At 65.6% G+C, this 14,430-nt stretch carries 16 protein-coding genes; 8 read left to right on the top strand and 8 right to left on the bottom strand.

What is annotated here, in order from left to right; genetic code table 11:
• Window positions 1-6: 6 nt before the first annotated feature.
• Both AC2FAN_RS03665 and smpB read left to right on the top strand, forming a co-directional pair.
• Complete coding sequence (locus AC2FAN_RS03665) at window positions 7-654, top strand: FMN-binding negative transcriptional regulator (protein WP_485172743.1); 648 nt, start codon at window positions 7-9, stop codon at window positions 652-654.
• The gene (gene smpB / locus AC2FAN_RS03660) at window positions 651-1,124 is read left to right on the top strand and encodes an SsrA-binding protein SmpB (protein WP_265052783.1); all 474 of its coding nucleotides are present in this window, start codon (window positions 651-653) and stop codon (window positions 1,122-1,124) included. The genes AC2FAN_RS03665 and smpB overlap by 4 nt, the downstream gene beginning before the upstream one ends.
• An 11-nt stretch (window positions 1,125-1,135) precedes the next feature.
• Here the strand turns inward: smpB and AC2FAN_RS03655 are convergent, their stop codons facing one another.
• The 5 genes from AC2FAN_RS03655 to lepB all read right to left on the bottom strand — a co-directional run bounded on the left by AC2FAN_RS03655 (window position 1,136) and on the right by lepB (window position 4,941).
• On the bottom strand, window positions 1,136-1,768 hold the full coding sequence (locus tag AC2FAN_RS03655; protein ID WP_265052784.1) for a LabA-like NYN domain-containing protein: 633 nt from the start codon (window positions 1,766-1,768) through the stop codon (window positions 1,136-1,138).
• Window positions 1,769-1,944: 176 nt separating this feature from the next.
• On the bottom strand, window positions 1,945-2,517 hold the full coding sequence (locus tag AC2FAN_RS03650; protein ID WP_485172742.1) for a sugar O-acetyltransferase: 573 nt from the start codon (window positions 2,515-2,517) through the stop codon (window positions 1,945-1,947).
• Window positions 2,518-2,535: 18 nt separating this feature from the next.
• Entirely contained in the window at window positions 2,536-3,453 is a 918-nt protein-coding gene (era, locus tag AC2FAN_RS03645; RefSeq protein WP_265052786.1) for a GTPase Era, read from the bottom strand.
• Complete coding sequence (gene rnc / locus AC2FAN_RS03640) at window positions 3,446-4,177, bottom strand: ribonuclease III (RefSeq protein ID WP_265052787.1); 732 nt, start codon at window positions 4,175-4,177, stop codon at window positions 3,446-3,448. The genes era and rnc overlap by 8 nt, the downstream gene beginning before the upstream one ends.
• Entirely contained in the window at window positions 4,174-4,941 is a 768-nt protein-coding gene (gene lepB / locus AC2FAN_RS03635) for a signal peptidase I (protein ID WP_485172741.1), read from the bottom strand. The genes rnc and lepB overlap by 4 nt, the downstream gene beginning before the upstream one ends.
• A 231-nt stretch (window positions 4,942-5,172) precedes the next feature.
• Here lepB and aqpZ point away from each other — a divergent pair, with 231 nt between their 5' ends.
• Window positions 5,173-5,898 (top strand): aquaporin Z, encoded by a 726-nt coding sequence (aqpZ, locus tag AC2FAN_RS03630; RefSeq protein ID WP_485172740.1) that lies wholly within the window; start codon window positions 5,173-5,175, stop codon window positions 5,896-5,898.
• Window positions 5,899-5,973: 75 nt separating this feature from the next.
• On the opposite strand, the gene acpS is transcribed toward aqpZ, so the two are convergent.
• Together acpS and AC2FAN_RS03620 are read right to left on the bottom strand one after the other, a co-directional pair.
• Window positions 5,974-6,390 (bottom strand): holo-ACP synthase, encoded by a 417-nt coding sequence (gene acpS, locus AC2FAN_RS03625; protein ID WP_265052790.1) that lies wholly within the window; start codon window positions 6,388-6,390, stop codon window positions 5,974-5,976.
• 62 nt (window positions 6,391-6,452) lie between these two features.
• The gene (locus AC2FAN_RS03620; RefSeq protein ID WP_485172739.1) at window positions 6,453-7,205 is read right to left on the bottom strand and encodes a pyridoxine 5'-phosphate synthase; all 753 of its coding nucleotides are present in this window, start codon (window positions 7,203-7,205) and stop codon (window positions 6,453-6,455) included.
• A 227-nt stretch (window positions 7,206-7,432) separates the two neighbouring features.
• On the opposite strand from AC2FAN_RS03620, the gene AC2FAN_RS03615 reads away from it, so the two are divergent.
• The 3 genes from AC2FAN_RS03615 to AC2FAN_RS03605 all read left to right on the top strand — a co-directional run bounded on the left by AC2FAN_RS03615 (window position 7,433) and on the right by AC2FAN_RS03605 (window position 12,009).
• Complete coding sequence (locus AC2FAN_RS03615; protein ID WP_485172738.1) at window positions 7,433-9,142, top strand: ATP-binding protein; 1,710 nt, start codon at window positions 7,433-7,435, stop codon at window positions 9,140-9,142.
• A gap of 102 nt (window positions 9,143-9,244) precedes the next feature.
• On the top strand, window positions 9,245-9,634 hold the full coding sequence (gene rpoZ, locus AC2FAN_RS03610; protein WP_265052793.1) for a DNA-directed RNA polymerase subunit omega: 390 nt from the start codon (window positions 9,245-9,247) through the stop codon (window positions 9,632-9,634).
• A gap of 161 nt (window positions 9,635-9,795) precedes the next feature.
• The gene (locus tag AC2FAN_RS03605) at window positions 9,796-12,009 is read left to right on the top strand and encodes a RelA/SpoT family protein (RefSeq protein ID WP_265054795.1); all 2,214 of its coding nucleotides are present in this window, start codon (window positions 9,796-9,798) and stop codon (window positions 12,007-12,009) included.
• A 120-nt stretch (window positions 12,010-12,129) separates the two neighbouring features.
• Here the strand turns inward: AC2FAN_RS03605 and AC2FAN_RS03600 are convergent, their stop codons facing one another.
• Window positions 12,130-12,969, bottom strand: a complete 840-nt coding sequence (locus tag AC2FAN_RS03600) for a LysR family transcriptional regulator (RefSeq protein ID WP_485172737.1) — start codon at window positions 12,967-12,969, stop codon at window positions 12,130-12,132.
• 113 nt (window positions 12,970-13,082) lie between these two features.
• On the opposite strand from AC2FAN_RS03600, the gene AC2FAN_RS03595 reads away from it, so the two are divergent.
• Window positions 13,083-13,466, top strand: coding sequence for a tautomerase family protein (locus tag AC2FAN_RS03595; RefSeq protein WP_485172736.1), 384 nt, complete (start codon window positions 13,083-13,085; stop codon window positions 13,464-13,466).
• 182 nt (window positions 13,467-13,648) lie between these two features.
• Complete coding sequence (gene recO, locus AC2FAN_RS03590; protein WP_476806750.1) at window positions 13,649-14,395, top strand: DNA repair protein RecO; 747 nt, start codon at window positions 13,649-13,651, stop codon at window positions 14,393-14,395.
• The last annotated feature ends 35 nt before the right edge of the window (window positions 14,396-14,430 follow it).

Genomic DNA, 14,430 nt, shown 5'->3' with positions numbered 1-14,430 from the left:
GCCGGGATGTACGAGCCCAGTCATTTCAAGGTCGAGGATCGCGCGCAGCTCGACGCGGTCATCCGCCAGCATCCGCTCGCCACGCTGGTGACAGTGGGCGAGGGCGGGCTGATCGCCAATCCCGTGCCCTTCGTCCTGCATGCCGATGAGGGCGAGAACGGCGTTCTGCGCGCCCATCTCGCGCGCCCCAATGCGCAATGGAAAGCGATCTCGGCGGGTGCCGAGACGCTGGTGATCTTCACAGGCGTGGAGCGCTACGTGACGCCGGCCTGGTATGCGACCAAGCAGGAGACGGGCAAGGTCGTGCCGACCTGGAACTACGTCACGGTGCAGGTGCGTGGCCCGGCCCGCACGATCGACGACGCCGTCTGGCTGCGCGCCCAGCTCGAGTCGCTGACGCGCCAGCAGGAGGCGCCGCGCGCCGAGCCCTGGGCGGTGAGCGACGCGCCCGAACCTTTCATCGCAGCGCAGACGCGCGGCATCGTTGGAATCGAGATCGAGATCGCTTCGATCATCGGCAAGTTCAAGCTCAGCCAGAACCGGCGGGAGGACGACAAGCTCGGCGTTCTCAACGGCTTGAGCGCCAATCCTGAATCGGAATCGCAGGCGATGGCAGCGCTCGTCAAGGAACATGGATTCGGCGGCAACGCATGAAGAAACCCGATCCCGAGCGCTACAGACTGGCCGCCGATAATCGCAAGGCGCGCTTCAACTACGAGATCAAGGAGACCCTGGAGGCGGGCATCGCCTTGCAGGGCACCGAGATCAAGTCGTTGCGCGGCGGCAAGGCGACGATCGGCGAAAGCTATGCGGGCCCGATGGGGACCGAGCTTTACCTGTTCAATGCCCACATCCCGGAATATCTCGAAGCCAACCGCTTCAACCATGAGGTCCGCCGGCCGCGGAAGCTGCTGCTGCATCGCCGCCAGATCAACCAGCTGATGGGCGCGATCCAGCGCGAGGGCATGGCCCTGATCCCGCTCAAGGTCTATTTCAACGACAAGGGCAGGGCGAAGGTCGAGCTCGGCCTCGGAAAGGGCAAGAAGCTGCACGACAAGCGCGAGACCGAGAAAGAGCGCGACTGGAATCGCGACAAGCAGAGACTTCTGAAATCGGGCGGCTGAGCCGCTCCGGATCAGCTCTCGACGGGTTCGTCGCCCTGGCGGATGCCGTAGCGCCGCTCCAGCGCCGGGTTGCCCGGAGTGCCGGGCGCGCCCTGGCCGCCCGCACGGCTCGCGCGCTCGGAGGGATCGCGGCCGATTTTCTGCATCAGCTGGGCGAGGTCCAGGAACTCGTCGCATTGCCGGCGCAGCTCGTCCGAGACCATCGGCGGATTGGTCGAGATCGTCGAGACGACCGAGACCTTGACGCCCTTGCGCTGCACCGCCTCGACCAGCGGGCGGAAGTCGCCATCGCCGGAGAACAGATAGATCTGGTCGAGATGCGACGCGAGCTCGAGCATCTCGATCGCCAGCTCAATATCCATGTTGCCCTTCACGCGGCGCCGGCCGGTGGCGTCGGTGAATTCCTTGGCCGCCTTGGTGATGACGCGGTAGCCGTTGTAGTCGAGCCAGTCGACGAGCGGACGGATCGAGGAATACTCCTCGCTCTCGACGAGCGTCGTGAAATAGAAGGCGCGGATCAGGTTGCCACGGCCCTGGAACTCTCGCAGCAGGCGCCGATAATCCATGTCGAAGCCGAGCTGCTTCGAGGTGGCGTAGAGATTGGCGCCATCGATGAAAAGCGCGATGCGCGGTGCGCCGTTCATTGCAATCACTCCTGCTGAAATGTCTTCAAGTAACAAAGATGGAAACGAAACGCGTTCGAACAATGTCTTTCATGAATGAATTTTGACAAGTTTCAAAGAGACGGCGTGGCGTCTTGACGCGGCACCACACTGCCGAAGTCGCGGTGTCGCCGGGTTCGCCGCGCTGATGCCGCGACCTAGCTCTCGGACTTGTCGTCTCCGGAAAGCGGACGCAGCCGCGCGGGATTGCCGACCGCCGTGCGGCCTTCGGGCACATCGCGCGTGACCACGCTGCCCGCTCCGATGATCGCATCATCCCCGATCGTGACGCCCGGCAGGATGATCGCGCCGCCGCCGATCCAGACATTGCGCCCGATGCGAACCGGGCGGCCGAATTCGAGCATCTGCCGGCGCTGAACGGGATCGCGCGGATGATCCGCGGTGAGGATCTGGACGCCGGGGCCGATCTGCGTGCCGTCGCCGATGGTCACGGCCACCACATCGAGAACGGCGCAGTTGAAGTTCAGGAAGACGCCATCGCCCAGGCTGATGTTGTAGCCATAGTCGCAATGGAAGGGCGGGCGGATCGTGACGTCGCGCCCGACATGGCCGAACGCCTCCTTCATGAGCGCCGGCCGTTGCTCGGGCGTGGCCGTGGTTGCGTTGAAGCGCTCCATCCAGCCGCTGATGCGGCGATTATCGGCGATGAGTTCAGGGCTGTCGGCACGATAGAGCTCGCCGGCCAGCATCTTGTCCTTCTCGCTGCGCATCGCGGTTCCCGGCGCGCCTCAGCCTTTGCCCTTGGGAAACTCCAGCCCCATCTCGCGATAGCGCTCCGGATCGTCGCTCCAGTTCTCGCGCACCTTCACGAACAGGAAGAGATGGACCTTGGCCTCGGCCGCTTCGGCGATCTCGATGCGAGCCTTCTGGCCGATCGCCTTGATGGTCTGGCCGCCTTCGCCGAGCACGATCTTCCGCTGGCCCTCGCGCTCGACATAGATCGTCTGCTCGATGCGGACGGAGCCGTCCGGCCTCTGCTCCCAGCTCTCGGTCTCGACGGTGGAGCGATAGGGCAGTTCGTCGTGCAACCGCTCGAAGATCTTCTCGCGAGTGATCTCGGCGGCGAGGAAGCGCAAGGGAGCGTCCGAGATCTGGTCTTCCGGGTAGAGCCAGGGTCCGAGCGGCAGCCGCGTCTCCAGCCAGGTCAGAATGTCCTTGACGCCATAGCCGGTCAGCGCCGCGACCATGAAGGTCGCTTCGAACTGCGTGCGCTCGTTCACCTTGGCGGTGACCTCGAGCAGCTTCTCCTTCGGCACCGTGTCGATCTTGTTGAGGATCAGGAACTTCGGCTGCTTCAGCTCGGCGAGCTTCTCCAGCAGCGCCGTGTTCTCCTCATGCTCGAAGCGGGCGACATCGACGAGCACGCCGATCAGGTCGGCATCGGTCGCTCCGCCCCAGGCACTCGTCACCATCGCGCGGTCGAGCCGGCGCTTGGGCGCGAAGATGCCGGGCGTGTCGACGAAGATGACCTGCGCCGCGCCCGATAGCGCGATGCCGCGCACCTGCGTCCGCGTCGTCTGCACCTTGCGCGAGACGATCGAGACCTTGGCGCCGACGAACTGGTTGAGCAGCGTCGACTTGCCGGCGTTCGGCGCGCCGATCAGCGCGACGAAGCCGCAGCGCGTGGGTTGATCGGATTCAGACATTCTCGCCTTCCGGGTTGTCGTTCCACAGGCCTTCGCGCCTCAGGAACGCTTCGGCTGCTGCCTGTTCGGCCAGCCGCTTGGAGGGGCCGCGCGCCTCGGCGTCGGCGAGCCCGTTGATTTTCGCCGCCACGACGAAGACCGGCGCATGGTCCGGGCCCGAGCGGCCGCGCTCGCTATAGGTCGGCGTCACGTAACCCTTACCCTGCGCCCATTCCTGCAGGGCAGTCTTGGCATCGCGCAACGGCCGGACCGGCTTCATCATCCGCTCGCCGAAGGCACGCTCGACCAGCCCGCGGGCCGCATCATAGCCGCCGTCGATGAAGACCGCACCGATGATCGCCTCGCAGGCATCGGCCAGGATCGCCTTGTTCTTCCGCGCCCCGCCCTGAATCTCGCCTTCGCCCAGCCGCATGAACTGGCCGAGGTTCCAGCTTTGCGCGACCTCGGCGCAGGTCTCCTTGCGCACGAGATCGGCGAGGCGGCGCGAGAGATTGCCTTCTTCCGATTGCGGATAATGCCGGAACAGCAGATCGGCGATCGACAGGCCCAGGACCCGGTCCCCCAGGAATTCGAGGCGCTGGTAGCTCGCCAGCCGCGAATCCTCGGCGCTCATATGAGTGAGCGCGGTGGCCAGGAGTGCCTTGTCGTTGAAGCGGTGCCCGAGCGTGACCTCGAGCCGCGCGGTGTCGGGCGCCTTGCGCGCGGCTTCGCTGGCCTTGTTCACTTGATGGTGCTGAACAGACGGTTCCAGCGAACCGTGTAGGGCCATTCCCAGATCCTCCAGGCCGAAGCGCCGTCCTCGATCGAGAAGAAGATGATCTCGGCGCGCCCGACGAAATTCTCGAACGGCACGAAGCCGACGCTGCGGTCGCGCGAGTCGAGCGAGTTGTCGCGGTTGTCGCCCATCATGAAGAAGTGGCCGGGCGGCACCTGGAACACCTGGGTGTTGTCGAAGGTGCCGGTATCGCCTTCGCGCTCGATGATCTCGTGGCTGACGCCGTTCGGCAGCGTCTCGCGATAGCGGATCACCGGGACGCTGCGGCCCCAGTTGTCGCTGGTCACGTAATCCGCGATGCGCTCGCGCTTCACCGGCTGGTTGTTGATGTGGAGGATGCCGTCGATCATCTGGATGCGGTCGCCGGGCAGGCCGATGACGCGCTTGATGTAGTCGGTCGAATTGTCGGTCGGCAGCTTGAAGACGGCGATGTCGCCGCGCTTGGGCTCTGCCGCCCAGACGCGTCCCGAGAACAGCGGCGGGCTGAATGGGATCGAGTGCTTGGAATAGCCGTAGGTGTATTTCGACACGAACAGATAATCGCCGATCAGCAGAGTCGGGATCAGCGAGCCGGAGGGGATGTTGAAGGGCTGGAACAGCAGGGTGCGGATGACGAGCGCAATGAGAAGGGCCTGAACGACGACCTTGATGGTCTCGAACACGCCGCCTTCTTCCTTGGCCGCCTTGCTTTTGCTGTCGACGTCGTTGGCCACCCGGGCGCTCCTGAGACTGCGATCCAGCGCGCGGTCTAGCCGACTATCGCGTCTGCGACAACGCGCAAGAGCAGTCTGGGGGGATGACGCTGCCGGGTGGCGAATACATGACCAGAACAATTCCAGTCTGAGAAAACGGCAAGAAAAAGCTACGATTACCGGTCTCGGCAAGTTGACGATATCGTGTTTCGAGAACAGCATCGCGACCGTTCAACCTCTGAGGGAATCGCGATGAGCACGAAGAAATATGTCGCCGAAGCCATCGGCACATTCTGGTTGACGTTTGCGGGTTGCGGCAGCGCGGTCATTGCTGCGGGTTTTCCGAATGTCGGCATCGGGTTGCTCGGTGTTTCGCTCGCCTTTGGCTTGACCGTCGTGACGATGGCCTATGCGATCGGCCATATTTCCGGCTGTCACCTCAACCCGGCCGTGACGGTCGGTCTTGCTGCCGGCGGCCGGTTTCCGGGCAATCAGGTCGTCCCCTACATCGTCGCACAGGTGGTCGGCGCGGTCGTCGCGGCCGGCCTCCTCTACGTCATCGCGCGCGGCGCTCCGGGCTTCGATCTGGCCAATGGCTTCGCCTCGAACGGCTATGGCGAGCATTCGCCCGGAAAATATAACCTCGTCTCCGCCTTCCTCATGGAAGTCGTCATGACGATGATGTTCCTCTTCATCATCATGGGCTCGACGCACGGCAAGGCACCGGCCGGCTTCGCGCCGCTCGCCATCGGCCTGGGCCTCTGCCTGATCCATCTCGTCAGCATTCCCGTGACGAACACTTCGGTGAACCCGGCGCGCAGCACCGGGCCGGCCCTGTTCGTCGGCGGCTGGGCGCTTGGCCAGCTCTGGCTGTTCTGGCTTGCTCCGCTGATCGGCGGCGCGCTCGGCGGCGTGATCTATCGCTGGCTGAGCGAAGAGCCGCGGGGTGTCGTCAGCGGCACGCAGCCGGCCGAATAAGCCGGCTCGATCTTCTCCGACGAAAACCAAGACCGGCGCTTTCAGCGCCGGCTTTTTTGTTCTGTCGCGCTCGTTCTACGCCGGTCTCTCGCCGTTGATAGGCCGGGCCTCGATCACGACGAAGGCCTGCGCCAGTGGCGGATCGTCCGTCAGCGAAACATGGACGATCGCCTCGAAGCCGGGCGGGGTCATGGCTTGCACCCGCTCCAGCGCGCCGCCCGTCAGCTTCATCGTCGGGCGCCCGCTCGGCAGGTTGACGACCTCCATGTCGCGCCAGAACACCCCGGCCCGCATGCCGGTGCCGAGCGCTTTCGAGCAGGCCTCTTTGGCGGCGAAACGGCGGGCGTAGGAAGCCGCGCGCGTCGCGCGGCGGTCGGATTTCACCCGTTCGCCCTCGGTAAAGACGCGGTGGGTGAAGCGCTCGCCGAAGCGTTCGAGCGAACGTTCGATGCGCCGGATGTCGCAGAGGTCGGAGCCGATGCCGAGGATCATGCTCGGGATTTAGAGCATCGGCCCGGAAAGTGGAAACCGGTTTTCCGGCAAGGCCGATGCGTTCAAGGCGCTGCTGCGCGGCCTTCGTCCATGGCCTGCCGCATCTGGCGGATGGCGGCTTCCAGCCCGATGAAGATCGCTTCGCCTATCAGGAAATGGCCGATGTTGAACTCGACGAACGCCGGGACAGCGGCGAGCTTGCGGGCTGTCTCGTAGTCGAGCCCATGTCCGGCATGGACCTCGAGGCCCATCTTGGCCGCATAGGCCGCGCCATTCGCCAGCCGCCGGAATTCGGCCTCCGCCTTCGCCGTCTCGCCATCCGCTACGGCGTGGCACCAGCTTCCGGTGTGCAGTTCGACGACCGGCGCGCCGAGCTTGGCCGCCATCGCGATCGGCGCCTCGTCCGGCTCTATGAAGAGCGAGACGCGGCAGCCAGCCGCTTTCAACTGGGCGATGCGCGGCGCGAGCTGGGTTTCCTGCCCGACGACGTCGAGGCCTCCTTCGGTGGTGCGCTCCTCGCGCTTCTCCGGCACGAGGCAGGCCGCATGCGGCTTCAGCCGTTCGGCGAGAGCGATCATTTCGTCGGTGGCCGCCATCTCGAAGTTGAGCGGCTTCGTCAGCTCGTTGGCGAGGCGGACCATGTCGGCATCGCGGATATGGCGGCGATCCTCGCGCAGATGGGCGGTGATTCCGTCCGCGCCGGCGGCGATGGCGAGATGGGCCGCCCGAACCGGATCGGGCAGGGCGCCGCCGCGCGCATTTCGCACAGTGGCGACATGGTCGATATTCACGCCCAGACGCAGCCGTTCGGCCATGGTGCAAGCCCCCTTGGTAACTGCGCCGTGCTTAGACGAAACTGCGCCATCGGCTCAATGCAGGATTGTGATGGCGGCCTCACGATTTGTGATCGGTGCGGCGACGAGGCGATTTGCGATTTGATAACCGCGAATGCTTGTCGGTTATCTGTGAAGGTAATCGTAACCGGCCGCTTGTAACGTCAAGAGATCACTTCGCTAAATTCAGAGTCGAACGGTCGGGGCTTATGCAACTCCCGTTGAAGAATGCGGCCTTCCACACCGATATCGCGCCGGACCGGCGCGACGCCGACCAGCCGCCGGAACGGGCGCTGGGGCGGGTGATCGCCTGCGACGGTTCGCGCGCCACCATCCTCAGCGCGGTCTCGACCGGCAACTGGCTGGCGGGCGACGCCTGGGCGATCGGCCGGATGATCTCGATCAATCTCGGCCAAAGCCGGATCGTGGCGCTTGTCTACAAGCTGCATGCGGTCGAGGCGGCATGGAGCGATGGCGACAATCCGATCCAGGTCGAGGTCGAGTTCCTGGGAGAAGTGCAGGAAAAGCCCGACGGTCCGCCGCGCTTCCAGAGCGGCATCACCAATTATCCGCCGATCGGCGCCGTGGCTCACCGCATACGGACGGGCGATCTCGCACTCGTTCACGATCTCGGCGACCGAACGGCGGCCGAGATCGGTCACGTCACGCAGGATGCCAGCATCCCCGCCACCGTCAGCATCCAGGACATGCTGTCGCGCCACTTCGCCCTCGTCGGCACGACCGGCGTCGGCAAGTCAAGCGCGGTCTCGCTGCTGCTGCGCCGGGCTGTGGCGGCGCGCCCGCGCCTGCGTGTGCTCATTCTCGATCCGCACAACGAATACTCCGTCGCCTTTCCGGACCTCGCCCTCACGATCGACGGCGAGGCGCTCGACCTGCCGTTCTGGATGTTCAAGCAGGAAGAACTGGCCGATGTCGTCTTCCGCGGCCGGCCGGCTCTGGCTGACGAGCCCGACATCCTGCGCGAGGTCATCGCCGCTGCCCGCACGCGCTACCGCATCCCGAGTGGTCAGGAGCTGGCGCGCGATCTCGGTTCGAGCCTGCTCAAGCGCCCGCTCGATCTCGGCGCCGGGCGCGGTGTTCCAGAGCCGGCGCCGACAACGGCCGGCATCGATGCGGCGACGCCCTATCGCCTGAAGGATGCCTTCTCGGTCATCGACGAGCTCATCGGTTTGCATGAGCAGCGCTGGCCGCGGGCGGCATTGCGCTCGCTGAAGGTGCGGCTGGAATCGCTCCATGCCGATCCGCGCTACCGTTTCATGTTCGGCCGCGCCAACATGTACGAGACGGTGGCGCCGATCCTCGGCCAGATCTTCCGCATTCCCATGCATGGCCGGCCCATCACCGCCTTCCAGCTCGGTGGCCTGCCGGGCGAGGTGGTCAATGCCGTGGCCTCGGTGCTGTCGCGGCTCGCCTTCGATCTCGCCATGGCGAGCCAGGGCGCCTGCGAGGTCCTCGTGCTCTGCGAGGAGGCGCATCGCTATGTGCCGTCCGACCCGGCGCTGGGCTTCTCCCCGACCCGCCAGGCGATCGCCCGCATCGCCAAGGAGGGCCGGAAATACGGCTGCTATCTCGGCGTGGTCACCCAGCGTCCGGGCGAACTCGATCCGACGATCCTGTCCCAGTGCTCGACGGTCTTCGCGATGCGGCTGGCCAATGAGCGCGACCAGCAGATCATCCGCTCGGCGATCTCGGACGCCTCGGCCAGCACGATCAACTTCCTGTCCTCGATCGGCAATCGCGAGGCGATCGCCTTCGGCGAGGGCGTCGCCACCACGATGCGGATGCGCTTCGCCGAGCTCAAACCGCACGAATTGCCGGCGATGGGCGGCCGTGCGGGCGAGGGCGGCGGGCGGCTGGAACCGACCCTCGACGACATGGTCCGGCGCATGCGGGCGTGATTGCCGGCAGGCAAGCGCGAAATTCTTGCATCGCGGCGGCATTGCCTGTAAGGCCGTGCTCAATCCATTTCCCTGCATCGCTGAGATCGGAAGGAGCCGGCCATGGCTCGCGTTACCGTTGAAGACTGCATCGACAAGGTCGAGAACCGCTTCGAGCTGGTGCTGCTCGCCAGCCACCGCGCGCGGATGATCCAGTCGGGCTCGTCGATCCTCGTCGCCCGCGACAACGACAAGAACCCTGTCGTCGCGCTCCGCGAGATCGCCGACGAGAAGCTGAAGCCCGAGGATCTCAAGGAAGACCTGATCCACTCGCTGCAGAAGCATGTCGAGGTCGATGAGCCGGAGCAGGAGACGGTGCCGCTGCTTGCCAGTCCCTCTGCCGCCGCGACGCCCGACAGCGAAGTCCAGTTCGACCGCATGAGCGAGGAAGACCTTCTGCGCGGCCTCGACGGCCTCGTGCCGCCGACCGAGAGCGCCGACGACGAGGACTGATCCTCGAACTGTGAATCGATTGTTCATTGTTTGACGCTAAAGCCCGGCAGTGCCGGGCTTTTTCATGCCCGCCTTCCGGAAAACGCCTTGCCGCCCCTGATGCCCGTGCCGATAATAATGTGTTGCAACGATCAAGGGATGAGGCAGGGGCCCGCATGGGCATGATGCGGCAATACGAGCTCGTTGACCGGGTCAGGAGCTACAATCCGAACACCGACGAGGACCTGCTCAACCGGGCCTATGTCTATGCCATGCGCGCGCACGGCACGCAGAAGCGCGCCTCGGGCGACCCCTTCTTCGCCCACCCCCTCGAAGTCGCGGCGATCCTGACCGATCTGAAGCTCGACGACGCGACCATCGTCGCCGCCGTCCTGCACGATACGGTCGAGGATACGGCGGCGACGCTCGAAGAGATCGAGAGCATGTTCGGGCCGGATATCCGCCGGCTCGTCGACGGCCTCACCAAGATCAAGAAGCTCGACCTCGTCTCGAAGAAGGCCGCGCAGGGCGAGAATTTCCGCAAGCTCCTGCTCGCCATCGCCGACGATGTCCGGGTGCTGCTGGTCAAGCTTGCCGACCGGCTGCACAACATGCGCACCCTGCATTTCGTCCCGCCCGAGAAGCGTCTGCGCATCGCCGAGGAGACGATCGAAATCTACGCCCCGCTTGCCGGCCGCATGGGCATGCAGGAGCTGCGCGAGGAGCTGGAGGAACTCTCCTTCCGCCACATCAAGCCGGAAGCCCACGCCACCGTGACCAAGCGGCTGGAAGAGGTCACCGAGCGCGAGGGCAGGGTGATCGGGGAGATCGAGGACGATCTGAAGGGCAAGCTCGCCGCCAGCGGCATCCAGGCGCAGGTCTCGGGCCGCCGCAAGCGCCCCTATTCGATCTGGAAGAAGATGGAGCGGAAATCCGTCTCCTTCGAGCAGCTCTCGGACATCTTCGGCTTCCGCGTCATCGTCGAGAAGCCGGAGGATTGCTATCGCGTCCTCGGCATCGTCCACATGACCTGGCCGATGGTGCCCGGCCGCTACAAGGACTACATCTCGACGCCGAAGCAGAACGACTATCGCTCGATCCACACCACCGTGGTCGGGCCGGGCCATAGCCGCGTCGAACTGCAGATCCGCACCGATTCGATGGACCGCATCGCCGAATACGGCATCGCTGCCCATGCGCACTATAAGGATGGCCGCACCGGCGAGCCGAGCCAGCTCGGCGACGAGAGCCGCGCCTATCAATGGCTGCGCCGCACCGTCGATCTGTTGAACGAGGGCGACAGTCCCGAGGAATTCCTCGAGCATACGAAGCTCGAGCTGTTCCACGATCAGGTCTTCTGCTTCACGCCGAAGGGGAGGCTGATCGCCCTGCCGCGTGGCGCGACGCCGATCGACTTCGCCTATGCCGTTCACACCGATGTCGGCAACAGCGCCGTCGGCGCCAAGATCAACGGGCGCATCGCCCCGCTGCTGACCGAATTGCAGAACGGCGACGAGGTCGAGATCACCCGTGCCGAAGGGCAGGCGCCGCCCGCGGCCTGGGAAGCGCTCGTCGTCACCGGCAAGGCCCGCGCCGCGATCCGCCGCGCCACGCGCACGGCGGTGCGCCGCCAATATGCCGGCCTCGGCCGCCAAATCCTCGAACGGGCCTTCTCTCGCGCCGAACGCGCCTTCTCGGACGACAAGCTGAAGGCCGCGCTGAAGCGGCTCGCGCGCAATACGGTCGACGATGTGCTCGCCGCCGTGGGCCGCGGCGAGATGTATTCCGGCGATGTCGTGAAGGCGGTCTATCCTGATCTGGAACCGGAGAAGCGCGGCTCGCCCGAGGCGAAGCCTCCCTCCGGGACCAATGGCAAGGGCTGGTTCGAGCTGCGCCAGGGCGAGAACCTGAAGTTCAAGCTGCCGGGCGAGGCGCCTTCCGACAGTGCGATTCCGATCCGCGGGCTCGGGCGCGACCTGCCGGTGCGCTTCGCTCCAAATGGCGGTGCCGTACCGGGGGATCGCATCGTCGGGATCCTCACGCCGGGCGAGGGAGTGACGATCTACCCCATCCAGTCATCGGCGCTCGCGGCCTTCGACAACGAGCCAGATCGCTGGCTCGATGTGCGCTGGGATCTCGACGACAAGGTGCCGCAGCGCTTCCCCGCCCGCATCGCCCTGAAGTCGATCAACGAGCCGGGCTCGCTCGCCCAGATCACCACGACCATCGCAGAACATGACGGCAATATCGACGCCGTCTCGATGAACCGCCCGAATCCGGACTTCACCGACGTCACCATCGATCTGACGGTATGGGACCTGAAGCATCTCTCGGCGATCATCAGCGAACTGCGCGAGAAGCGTGTGATCAGCCGGGTCGAGCGCGTGGTCGGGTAGGCGCGAATGGCGCCGTCATGCTCGGGCTTGACCCGAGCATCTCGTGACCAGGGCTTTCTCTGGAAAGAGATTCTCGGGTCTGCGCTTCGCTCCGCCCGAGAATGACGCCGAGGCTGGAGACTACCCGCGAAACGCCGCCGCCAATTCACGCACGAAGGCGCTCGCGCGCGGTGTCGCGACATTGCTCCTGAGCACGACCTGCGAGGCGCCGAGCGCCGGCAGGCCCCAGTCCGGCCCGACATCGATCGTTCCGGGAGGCGCGATCCGCGCCGCCAGCGGCGAGACGCCGAGCCCGACCTGAACCGCCGCCGCGACCGCCGCCATGCCGCCGCCGATGAAGGCCTCGCGCCAAGAGATGCCGGCGCGGTCGAGCGTGTCGATGCCGTGCGCCCGCAGGCGGCAATCGGCGACGAGACTGACGAGGGGCACGGGCGCATCCGGTTGCCGCACCAGGCTGCCTGCCGCAAACCAGCCGAAAGCGTCGTCGCGCAAGACCTCGCCCGTCCGCCCCGGCCCGATCCGGCGGACGATCGCGACGTCGATCTCGCCCCGTTCGAACGCCTCCTCCAGCGCCCGCGACGACTCGATCCTGAGGTTGATGACAATGCCGGGATCATGGGCGGACAGCCGCGCCAGCACGGCCGGAACCTCGGCGCCAACAGCCTGTTCGCTGATGCCGACCGCGATTCGCTCGGTCGTGGCGGTGAAGGCCAGGAGCGCCTTGCCATGCGCCGCCATCAGGTCCTGTGCGGCCGGCAGAAAGCGCTCTCCCTCGGCCGTCAGCCGGACCAGCCGGGGATGGCGCTGCAGCAGCAGGCGGCCGAGCCCGTCCTCCAGCCGTTTCACCCGTGTCGAGACCAGCGATTGCGTCGTGCCGAGCGCCTCGGCGGCGCGCGTAAAGCTCTTCAGTTCGGCAGCGCGCAGGAAGGAGGCGACGGCATCGATATCGAGCGTGCTCATAGATCGTAATTCCGTATCTTTGATATCATCAGAAATACGATTTTCAGATCGATATCGCAAGCCTATGGTTCTTCTCGAAGGCGCGATCACGCGCCGCGAAGGAGACGATACCCATGCCCCTGATCCGTATTTCCATGCGGCGCGGCCGCCCGGCTTCCGAGCCCGCCGCGATCATCGACGGCGTCTACAAGGCGTTGCGCGAAACCTTCGAGGTGCCGGAAAAGGACCTCTTCGCCGTCGCGCACCAGCATGATGCTGACGAGTTCGTCTTCGATGCCAACTATTTCGGCTTCAACCGCAGCGCGGGACTGGTGATCATCCAGATCACCGTCGCCAATACGCGCGGCGTGACGCAGAAGAAGAAGCTCTATGCCGCGATCGCCGAGAACCTCGCGCGCGAGCCAGGGCTGAAGCCCGACGACATCTTCATCAACCTCGTCGAGGTCAAGCGCGAGGACTGGTCCTTCGGCGGCGGGATCGCCCAGTACGTGGCGTGAGGCGTCGTTTCCGCTCACCTCCGCGCCGTCATCCCGGACAAGCGGCGAAGCCGTGCAGATCCGGGATCCATCGTAGAGCACCGGAACCCTACGATGGATCCCGGCGCTCCGCTTCGCTTCGGCCGGGATGACATTGCACTGGAAATTGCAGCGACGACCCTCCCACTCTACATCCTGTCCTCATGGAATGGACGGACGAGGGCACGATCATCGGCCTCAAGGCTCATGGCGAAAGCGCCGCGATCCTGGAGGTGATGACCCGCGACCATGGCCGCCATCTCGGGCTCGTCCGGGGCGGGCGCTCGGCCAAGGCTCAGGCCCCGCTGCAGCCGGGCAACAGCGTCTCGTTGACGTGGCGCGCCCGGCTCGACGAGCATCTCGGCGAATACAAGGTCGAACTGCTGACCTCCCATGCCGCAAGGCTGATCGAGGCGCCGGTCGCGCTCTACGGGCTGGCGACGGTTGCCGGCCTGCTGCGCCTGCTGCCGGAGCGCGATCCGCATCCCGGTCTCTACGAAGGGTTCTCGGTGCTGATCGCCCATCTCGACGAGCAGCGCCTTGCACCCGCGCTGGTCGTGCGCTTCGAGCTCGCCATGCTCTCGGAGCTCGGCTTCGGGCTCGATCTGGCGCGCTGCGCTGCGACCGGCTCGACCGACGATCTCAGCCATGTCTCGCCGAAGTCGGGCAAGGCGGTCAGCCGCCCGGCGGCGCAGCCCTATCTCGACCGATTGCTGGCGTTGCCGGCCTTTCTCGTCGAGGGGCAGGGCGGGCGCCAGCCATCGGCCGCCGATATTCTCTCGGGCTTCGCCTTGACCGGGTTTTTCCTACGTCGGCACCTCTTCGAACCGCGCGGTTTGCCGGAGCCGCCGGAGCGCGCGCGGCTGGTCGAGCTGGCGACGCGCGCGGCCGCGAATTCATCCACCGATTGAACGCAAAATGCCAGCCCCGGCGTTTGCGCGCATGG

It is taken from the genome of Allobosea sp. RIT-PG3_2 (assembly GCF_057321085.1).
This window is presented reverse-complemented; position numbering and strand designations above follow the sequence as displayed.

Bases quoted from the DNA above. Each gene is read 5' to 3' on its own strand.
- AC2FAN_RS03665 (WP_485172743.1), top strand. From the start codon at position 7: ATGTACGAGCCCAGTCATTTCAAGGTCGAGGATCGCGCGCAGCTCGAC.
- smpB (WP_265052783.1), top strand. From the start codon at position 651: ATGAAGAAACCCGATCCCGAGCGCTACAGACTGGCCGCCGATAATCGC.
- AC2FAN_RS03655 (WP_265052784.1), bottom strand. From the start codon at position 1,768: ATGAACGGCGCACCGCGCATCGCGCTTTTCATCGATGGCGCCAATCTC.
- AC2FAN_RS03650 (WP_485172742.1), bottom strand. From the start codon at position 2,517: ATGCGCAGCGAGAAGGACAAGATGCTGGCCGGCGAGCTCTATCGTGCC.
- era (WP_265052786.1), bottom strand. From the start codon at position 3,453: ATGTCTGAATCCGATCAACCCACGCGCTGCGGCTTCGTCGCGCTGATC.
- aqpZ (WP_485172740.1), top strand. From the start codon at position 5,173: ATGAGCACGAAGAAATATGTCGCCGAAGCCATCGGCACATTCTGGTTG.
- acpS (WP_265052790.1), bottom strand. From the start codon at position 6,390: ATGATCCTCGGCATCGGCTCCGACCTCTGCGACATCCGGCGCATCGAA.
- AC2FAN_RS03620 (WP_485172739.1), bottom strand. From the start codon at position 7,205: ATGGCCGAACGGCTGCGTCTGGGCGTGAATATCGACCATGTCGCCACT.
- AC2FAN_RS03615 (WP_485172738.1), top strand. From the start codon at position 7,433: ATGCAACTCCCGTTGAAGAATGCGGCCTTCCACACCGATATCGCGCCG.
- rpoZ (WP_265052793.1), top strand. From the start codon at position 9,245: ATGGCTCGCGTTACCGTTGAAGACTGCATCGACAAGGTCGAGAACCGC.
- AC2FAN_RS03605 (WP_265054795.1), top strand. From the start codon at position 9,796: ATGATGCGGCAATACGAGCTCGTTGACCGGGTCAGGAGCTACAATCCG.
- AC2FAN_RS03600 (WP_485172737.1), bottom strand. From the start codon at position 12,969: ATGAGCACGCTCGATATCGATGCCGTCGCCTCCTTCCTGCGCGCTGCC.
- AC2FAN_RS03595 (WP_485172736.1), top strand. From the start codon at position 13,083: ATGCCCCTGATCCGTATTTCCATGCGGCGCGGCCGCCCGGCTTCCGAG.
- recO (WP_476806750.1), top strand. From the start codon at position 13,649: ATGGAATGGACGGACGAGGGCACGATCATCGGCCTCAAGGCTCATGGC.